5 protein-coding genes and 1 pseudogene are annotated in these 6,866 nt (G+C 54.7%); all 6 read right to left on the bottom strand.

From position 1 onward, the window contains the following. Positions 1-2,198, bottom strand: a pseudogene (locus BH712_RS23660) (TipJ family phage tail tip protein); the annotation flags it as partial. A gap of 21 nt (positions 2,199-2,219) precedes the next feature. Further along, positions 2,220-2,807 (bottom strand): tail assembly protein, encoded by a 588-nt coding sequence (locus BH712_RS23655; protein ID WP_032655906.1) that lies wholly within the window; start codon positions 2,805-2,807, stop codon positions 2,220-2,222. Next, the gene (locus BH712_RS23650; protein WP_006812507.1) at positions 2,804-3,592 is read right to left on the bottom strand and encodes a C40 family peptidase; all 789 of its coding nucleotides are present in this window, start codon (positions 3,590-3,592) and stop codon (positions 2,804-2,806) included. Before BH712_RS23650 ends, BH712_RS23655 begins: the two co-directional genes overlap by 4 nt. Beyond that, the gene (locus BH712_RS23645) at positions 3,585-4,283 is read right to left on the bottom strand and encodes a phage minor tail protein L (RefSeq protein ID WP_016051624.1); all 699 of its coding nucleotides are present in this window, start codon (positions 4,281-4,283) and stop codon (positions 3,585-3,587) included. Before BH712_RS23645 ends, BH712_RS23650 begins: the two co-directional genes overlap by 8 nt. A gap of 89 nt (positions 4,284-4,372) precedes the next feature. Further along, positions 4,373-4,708, bottom strand: a complete 336-nt coding sequence (locus tag BH712_RS23640) for a phage tail protein (protein ID WP_000440566.1) — start codon at positions 4,706-4,708, stop codon at positions 4,373-4,375. A gap of 41 nt (positions 4,709-4,749) precedes the next feature. Then, on the bottom strand, positions 4,750-6,866 hold a 2,117-nt coding region (locus BH712_RS23635), incomplete at its 5' end, for a phage tail tape measure C-terminal domain-containing protein (protein WP_276327439.1).

Here is a 6,866-nt window from a genome sequence, read left to right as displayed (position 1 = left end):
CGGTACTGATGATGTCCGTCTTCTTGCCGCTGAACGAAACCGCATAGAGGCTGAATGTCGTATTGGCCATTCTCGGCAATATTGAGTATCTCGAACTGCTCTTCGGTAACGCGTGCGGACTGCCAGTTAGAGACGTTGTTCTCATCGGAACGACGCCAGCTGATCCAATATTCCGCAGACTTACCTTCCCAGGTGGCAACGAGCTTGATTGAGAGGTTGCCCGGACTGGAGATATACGTCCCTTCCGTCACCTGCAGGTTGGTCGGCTTCGAATAAGTCGGGTCGAGAACGGTGTTGTTCTCGGGGATCAGCGTCGCGCCGTTGTCGATGGCTTCGTACTTCGATGCGTTATTTTGGACAACGGTAACGTCAAACGTCCCCTGAGCCTCGCCCTGGGCAACGTTGATAACACGCACGCGCATTGGCTCCAGATCTGGCTCGGTAATCGTCCAGACGCCATTCATAACCGGCATATCACCGGAATTGAGCGCTTTGGAGAAGGTTACTTTGGTAATGTCTTCCCCGGTCTCAAGAATATCGCGCTCAACGATTTCGCCTTCCTGATTCAAGATCCGGATGTAGCTACCAGCCTTATTCAGCGTAACCGGTGCGTCGAGAGTGATGCTGTTCTTTGTGAACGCCACAATGCGGCCAGAGTTGCGTTTACCAGCACGGTATTTGTTCTGAATCAGCACCGTTTCGCCCGGCATCAGGAAGGAAGCATCCAGCCCTGCCGTAAAGCTGATAACGTCGGACTCCATGCGTGCGGTATACAGCAGCCACAGACCGACACGATGCGCCTGGCCACGGCTGGTACAGCCGAACGCAACCACTTCGGTTTTGCGCTCGCCATAACGACGCATCGCCTCCTGGTCTTCGACGTACTCGATGTTCTGCTTGTAGCCGTCTTCCTTGTTGTTGTAGGTCACAAGAGCAACTGACGGACGGTCTTTACGCGCAGATCCCTTGTAGCTGAACATGCCGTCTTTGACGTTCGCGTTGGTGAACATCATGACCGGATCTGACGGGCTATCCTGCATGACGTTAACCATGCCGCCAGCCCAGAAGACCATACCGCGGAAGGCGCCAGCGATATCCTGAATCAGTCGGTACGCATCCTGACGGCTGGTGATCTGGGTGTTGATAGCGAAGCGCTTCTCTTTACCCCCGAAGCCATTGTCAATTTCTTCATCGCAGTAGCGGCCAATCTGGTAAATCTGCCCGAGGTCAATCATGGACTCAGAAACGTACTGCCCCAGGCCATAACGAGCGTTGGTAAGCAGGTCGAAGAGAATCCAGGCAGGGTTGGAAGATGACAACAGCTTGAATGTGCCATCCCATACGCCGATATAGGTGTTTGTGTGTTCGTCGTAGTTGGACGGGACGCGGATCTTCAGACCACGCACCAGATACGAACGAGACGGCATCGAGCTGCCGAACTGCTCTGAGTTGACCTTGAGGCCGACCAGCGCGGAGTTCGGGTAGTTCATCGGCGTATCGACGATCTCACCGACAGAGTCCACCCACGTATCGTTAAAGATGTACTGAGTGTTGCTGTCATCGGTCAGACGAAGCACGCGAACCTTGTAGGCACGGCCTGGCTTGGGCAGTTTTAGTTCATAGCTGCGGTAGTAGACGCCCGTCTTTTTTGCCGTCAGCGTAATTTCGGAAGTGCTCTCCCCTTCTGCAATGGCGTCCTTGAAGGCATTATCGCCATTGGCAATCTGGAATTTGTACTTCACGGTCGTACCGTTGGTATCACCGGTCTTTTTGTCAATGCTACGCAGAGACGGGAACTTCAGAATGACGCGGACACGGTCTGCCTCATCGTTATCGATGGCAATCGTAACGTCGTGCATTCTTTTCAGCTGGATGTTGACTGACTTCGGCGTTTCAACGAAATCGAACCCGGACATCGGCGTCTGGTCTTGTGAGCCATCGCGGAAGTCCCAGGTGATACCGCTAAAGTTTGGAGATCCGTCTTCGTTCAGGATTGGCAGGTCATCAACGAAGATCGACTTTGCGCCATCCACCAGCCCGCCAATGACACCCTCCCCGAGCAGGTCGAGGATGGACGCCATAGCACGCGAGTTTACGGTATCGTCGGCTTCAACCGGCGTGCGGCTGGAGCCACTGCTTTTCTTACCGCCAGCACCTGCAATCAGGAGAGGCAGTCTCTTCTTCTTGAACTGTTCCATGTTCAAAAATTTCCCTTCTTACTAAAGCTGGTCGATGGTGATCGAAGAACTCACAACCTGTGAGCCGACCAGAATTTCCTCGCCATAAATGAGCTGAACCGGGTTGCCCTGGTTAGTGGTGTTTTGTGGCCCGTCGAAATAAAACGAGTTCGAGTTATCTGCCTGCCTTACGCTGTCATTGGTCGCCTGGGGCGAAATTAGCTGCGAAATACCGCCCATCATTAGCGACAAGCCGAGCGGGGCCAGCGCTGGGAACCAGAATGAGGCAACCATGACGAGTGCCCCTACGACTGTCTGGAACCAACCAAAAGCCTTACCGCCACTACCGCGAGGAACTGGCGTGATGCGGATCTTCGCGATGTTGTCGGACTGCCCCATCATTTGAAACTCGCTCTCATCAACCGACCACTTATGCCCCTGCTTATTGGTGATCTGGATGTGGTAACTGTCGTAGGTCTTCATGTTGCGTTTCATCCAGGCTTTTAAGCCCGGACGGTTGGCTTCGACCAAATCCAACGCCTGTTTGGTGTTGCGCACTTTTAAATGCCAGTGGCGGCCGAAATGTCTGGCCATCGGGCCACCAAGTTGCACATGAACTAACTCAGTCACGCTTCATCTCCCTTGAGTAAGTCTCTGTGACGCAGGTGGTGCGTCGTGTGTTTCTGGTACATGCCACCGTAATAAGCGCGACAGCTCAGACGGTCGATCTGGTGGTGCAGGATCATTCCGTCTCCGATGTACACCGCGCAGTGGTCAGGCATCTTTCCGTACTGAATGAAGAAGACGTCACCACGCTGGGGTTCCGTCCCCGGCGCCAGACGAACAAGCCCTTCATTGCGGTAGTTCTGATCGAGAATGTCGGTATCACCCGTGTACCACGATGGAATATGCAGGTGCGGGTTTGGATTCAACTCGACGTTGAACTCACGCTTCAGGTAGTCGCGGCACAGCATCCAGCAGTCGAAGACACCAAACACATAGGGCCGCCCCAGATAAGGCATCTCAAAGCCGTCTGGGGTGATCACATTCATCTCACTGAAGTGAAATGGCGCATCGCCCTCGACATTCTTCCTAACAGCCAGAATCAGCCACGGAACTTCCGTTGCCTCGCATCCGGCGCGGTCGGCGTCTGACGCTTCAGCTGATTCGTCAGTGTGGGAGTGCCAGATGGCAACCACGTCTCCCGCATCTTCCGCTGCGATAATGTCGTCAGCGTGCATAACAAACGTGTTTTCCGGGTTTTCAGACACGTTCCGGGCTTCCATGAAGCGATATTTCTCGCCAGTGGTACGCACCAGAAAGCCACACGCTTCGTTCGGGTAGCGTTTGATGGCTGTCAGATAGATTTCCTGCATAACGTCCGAACCAAGCTCCGGGAAAGCTCTATTACCCATAACGCGTTGCTCCAATGAACCCGCCAAAGTGGATTACGCCATTGGCAAAGTAGTTACGGCGTGCGTTGCATGAGTCGTAGCGTTTCGTGCAGTAATCCGCGCCTGACATGGTGGTTTGCTGGTTGTTTTTGTCGAAATAGGGGCCGGTGTAGCCGCACTCTGGACCGCGGTATTTCCACGGGCAGGTGTTTTTGATGATCTGGCGGTACGGCAGCTGCACACCCATCAGATCGAACACACTCGACAGCTCAAACTCGACAACCTCATGGGTTTCGAGAGTCTTCTGTTCGATGAACCACATCTCATCCGGGAAGTGCTGGTTTGGATCTGCGGTTGGATTCCCGTCTTTGAAGTTGGCCGCGTCGAGAAAACGCGCCAGCGTCATCTTGCGGATGATGCGGCAGCCCACCAGATCGTCGTTTGCCTGAACTTCAGCGGAGACAGTTCCGGCAAAGTTGGAGACCTGGATTTTTGGACGCGGCAAAGTACCCTGACCAGTCTTATCAAAGCCTGACGCCTTGATTGGCCACGGTTCGTAGGACACGCCTTGCCAAACGACTGGCTCCATCAGTTCGTTTGTACCGGCGTGGAAAAACAGCTTGCCCCCAGAGGTGGTGTTCGACATATCAAGTTCGAACAGCTCAATGAGCGCGGAGGGCGACAAGCTCTGAATATCAGCTTTAATACCCATCGTTTCTTCCTTGAAATAAAGAGGCGCCAACATCCTGTCAGCGCCTATAGATAATAGTAAATAAGTGCTTACTTATCTAGTGGGTTAAATTATCCTTCATAAATTTGTCGGAAGGTCGCAGTGAGAACGAGATAGCCCTGGTAACGCTTCACAGTATGGCTGTCGCACACCACAACCATCTTTTTGCCACGAGGGTTCGTCCAGTAGAACGACTCAACGGCCGCGCGTGCCGTCAGAAAGTCATCGACGGCATTAATAACGTCGTAAGAGCGCGTAAATGTTAGGCTCCACTCTTCTTTAATGCGATTGAGACCTTTGGCCTGGCGCTGTTCGTAATCGTCACCGAAATTCAGCACCGTCACGTTAGGCTTCACGGTCTTTTCCGACTCGTAGTCGGGATACCAGTTAAAAGTCAGTCTTTCCATCTCACATCCTTGTGAGACTGCCCCTTCCGGGGCAGCCGTGGTTAGTTACGTTGAGAGTTAGGGTTGAGCGAACCGCCTGGCCGCTTCTCCTGAGCGATGGTTTCAAGCGCGATCGCCTTCATGCGCTGCGCTGCCTGACTCCATGCGCCTTCGGAATTGCTGTTCTCCGAGACACTGCCGTCGCTGTTGACGTTGATCTCAATGCTGACAGGTGAGAAAACGCCGCCACCGCCGCCTTTAACACCCTCTGCGTTGAGCGTGACCGGGATGGAACGCCCATCCGGAAGCGGAACGTAGGCTTCGTTCATATCCCCTTCACCAAACAGCGCCAGCTGTGGAGAATCAGCGATGCCACCTTTCTGATACGCACGCAGCGGAACCACGCCGTCTTTCCCGAAAATGCCGCCTTTGGCGAACTTCGGAATTGCCGGGATGCCGCCAGTACCATCAGATGCCGATCCGGTGAGATTGTTGAATCCGGAGTTAGAGCCGGAGGAACCAGATCCGATGTTGTCGAAGCCACCACCAGCCCAGGCCGACACCAGCCCGGAGGCAATGGTAGCGCCGAAGCTCAACCACTTATTGCCAGAGCCGGACATGTTTGCGCCCAGCATGGCAAACGCGGCAGAAAGCGCCCCAGTGACAGAGCTAAGGTTCTGCATGGAGAAGATGGATGTCTTCACCGCTTTGGTTTCCGCGTCTTTGGCTTCAGTACTGGTGAACAGTCCATTTACCCAGCTGCCGATCGCGTTGGTTGCAGATCCAATCGCGCTGGTCGTCTGCTGAGTGGTCTGCCCCAGACCGGAGACCGAGCTGGAGGTCTCTTTCGTCGCCTCACCCACGCTCTTATCGCCGTTGACCGCATTCATCCGGACGCCCTGGTTGGCAACCGCTGACGCGACACCAGAAAGCAGATTGCCGCTCTGAGAGCTGCCCGCTGCCGTCGTTCCCATCCCCAGCATGTTCATGAGAGGCATGGTGATCTGCGTCTTCACAACCATGTTGGTGATGTCACGGAGGATGGATTCTGCCAGGCTGGAGAAGTCCATTTTCCCCTTCATGACGAAGTCGGTCAGCGTATCCGTCATGTTGCTGAACAGGTTGCTCCAGCTATTTTCCAGCTGATCGGCCAGATTCTCGTACTCAAGCGCCAGCTTCTGTGTCGCCGTACCCGTCTCTTTGATGAGAGCGGTGTTGCCTGCCGCCACCAGCTGGTTAATCTGCTTGGTGTAAAGCGCCACGATTTTCGGATCAGAAGCCTGGTCACGCAGATCCATCAACGCTTTCAGGTTACGGTTGTAGGTGTCGTTGAAATCGACCACCTTCTCTTCACGAGACGGCTTGTAACCCGCGCTGATGATAGAATCGGATTCCGGCGCCCAGGTGGAGATCATCTGCTCGACGTTGCGGCGGTTGAACATCTCGCGATAGTCGTCGCTCGCGTTCGCCAGGTCAGCCAGGCGTGACTTGGCTTTGTCGATCATCTCCTGAGTGATGAACTCATTCGGTACGGCGTTGGCCAGTTCGGTCAGCGATTTGGTGGTATCGCGGAGAGACTGATCAAACGACACGGTCGCTTTTGAGCTTTCACCCATCTGCCCCATAAGCTGATCGGCTTTATCCAGGGCTTTCTGGTAGCCGGCCGCCAGCTTACGCTGCGCATTTTCTTCCTTCCTCGCGGCACGCTGAGAAGCATTGGCAGTACGCTGCCCGGCTTTTTCCGCTGCTGCGGCGTCCTGCTCACGCGCTTTGGTCAGTGCGGCGATCGCGGCTGCACGTTCCTCGTCGCTCATTTTCTCCAGAGAGCTGGCGCTGGAGGCTTTCTGCAGGTTCAACTGGGTTTTGAGCTGTTTCGGCCCGATGATCGGCTTGCCTTCGAAGTCCAGCATCGCCGTACCGTCTGGCAGTGTGCGCTGGTAGGTCGCGGAGTCCATCTGGTTCCGCATATACTGCGCCAGTGCTTTCTGAGCCGCTTTATCGGTCGTTCCCAGCCCCAGAACGGTTCCCTGGTTGGACATTACGCCCTTACCGGTTTTCGCCGCGCTATCACGCTCGAACTCCGCCTGAGTCAGCTCCTGAGCAACAGCTTCAAGATGCTCCTGATACCCACGGATGCTGCCTTGTAGCTTCTGAACCTGCTCGGTGTTCCCCTCTTTCT

It is taken from the genome of Enterobacter hormaechei ATCC 49162 (assembly GCF_001875655.1).
Classification (GTDB): domain Bacteria; phylum Pseudomonadota; class Gammaproteobacteria; order Enterobacterales; family Enterobacteriaceae; genus Enterobacter; species Enterobacter hormaechei.
Note: the sequence above shows the minus strand (reverse complement) of the source record. Positions and strands in the feature narration are given on the sequence as shown.